The organism is Herbaspirillum sp. GCM10030257, from assembly GCF_042666555.1.
GTDB lineage: Bacteria > Pseudomonadota > Gammaproteobacteria > Burkholderiales > Burkholderiaceae_D > Noviherbaspirillum.
The window spans coordinates 1-1,783 of sequence record NZ_JBHTDH010000094.1 but is presented as its reverse complement, the minus strand read 5'-3'; the positions used below and the strand labels follow the sequence as shown (position 1 = coordinate 1,783).

Below are 1,783 nucleotides of genomic sequence, written 5' to 3'. Positions count from 1 at the left end.
TAGTAAGCTGTTCCATGACTTCCCCTCCTGTTCAGATTGAACAACGACACCTCAATCTTGGCACTCGATGCCGTGCGACTTCAACACCGCGTCGGGACGGGGAAGTCCCTTACATTTGAAATAGTCCGAATGCAAGATGGATCACCCTCGGAGCCGAAACGCCGTTTTGACGTTGCCTGCCGCAGATGAGAACGGCCTAATCGATTCATTGCACCGTTAGGAAGCCGAAGGGACGGGATTCATGCCTCCCGAGCAAAGCTGTTTTGCCAGGCGCCTCAAATTTTGCGCCGTGGCTGCCAATAAGAATTCGTCATGTGCGCCTGTTAGTCCTCGCAATCGCAAGCGATCCAGTTTAAGAATGCACTTGAGATGGGCAAACAACATCTCCACCTTTTTTCGCTGGTGGCGAGACTGTTGATACTGAGTTGTGTTCATGATGCGGCGAGCAACGTCACGTGCATCTTCATGGATGCTGCGTGCAATTTTGCGGAAGGTCGTATTCAAACAACATTGTGGCTTCAGGCTGCATCGCCCACAGTCTGCCTGACTGGCGCGGTAGATGATCGTGGCAGCCTTGGTGACGTGGGTCCGCGGATTAGTATAGGCACGCCATTGACTACGCAGTAATTGCCCGCCGGGGCAGTGATACACATTGGCTTGTTCATCCCAGATGAAATCACTAACGACGAACATACCATCCTTGCGTTCGCTGCGGTTCCAAACCGGCACATGAGGTTCGATCCCTTTATGGTCCACCAACCAGGCGAGCATCGATGCTGAGCCATAGGCCGTATCGCCAATCAAACGATGCGGCTTCATCTGGAAGCGCTGCTCCACGCGATCGATCATGGTCTGTGTTGCCCTAGATTCGGCCGCATGACTGGAGGACGACGGCTCAACGTCGACGATGATGCCGCCTTGTACATCAACCAGGTAGTTAGTGGAGTAGGCAAAGATGGCTGGTCCAGCTGTGGCAGTCCATGAAGCTGCTGGATCGGTCAGTGAGATAGACTTTGGCGGTTCAGCAGGTGCATTGGCAGCATCTAAAGCAGCAAGGTATTCCCGGACGGGACGAGTCCATTGAGCGGCATTTCCCCAATTAATGTCGTGCGCACCTCGCACCGCGTGTTGGCGCCGTACATCAGCCTTGATGACACTGGCATCAGTAGCGAAACCTTCGCCGCCCACCAGGCCTTCGGCAATGCAGCGGCGCAGCACGGATTCGAAAAGTTCGCGGAAGGCGTCACAATCGCGGAAACGCCCATGTCGTGTCTTTGAGAAGGTGGAATGATCCGGTACCCGGTCATGGATACCAAGATGACAGAACCAGCGGTAGGCCAGGTTCAGATGCACTTCTTCGCATAGCCGTCGCTCCGAGCGGATGCCATAGCAATAGCCAATGATTAGCATGCGAATGATGAGCTCCGGGTCTACTGAAGGACGGCCAATATGGCTGTAAAAGCCTATAAGGTGCGCGCGAAACTCTGCCAAGTCGAGATAGCGGTCGATCGCCCTCAAAAGATGGTCCTTTGGAACGAAGTCTTCCAGATTGATGACTTCGGTGCGTTCCCGCGGAGCAAGTTGCCGTCCCATCATAATAACCTCCGCCATACCGTCGATTCCAGTCACGATAGGACACCTAACCAAGACATCAAGGGACTATTTCAAATGTAAGGGACTTCCCCGTCCCGACGCGGTGTTGAAGTCGCACGGCATCGAGTGCCAAGATTGAGGTGTCGTTGTTCAATCTGAACAGGAGGGGAAGTCATGGAACAGCTTACTA

Annotated in this window: 1 protein-coding gene; it reads right to left on the bottom strand. The window is 53.8% G+C overall.

The genetic code is table 11. The features are described 5' to 3' along the window. Window positions 1-216: 216 nt before the first annotated feature. Complete coding sequence (locus tag ACFQUU_RS29200; RefSeq protein WP_382252131.1) at window positions 217-1,596, bottom strand: transposase; 1,380 nt, start codon at window positions 1,594-1,596, stop codon at window positions 217-219. Window positions 1,597-1,783: the final 187 nt, after the last annotated feature.

Coding starts and splice junctions, on each gene's coding strand:
- ACFQUU_RS29200 (WP_382252131.1), bottom strand. CDS start 1,596: ATGATGGGACGGCAACTTGCTCCGCGGGAACGCACCGAAGTCATCAAT.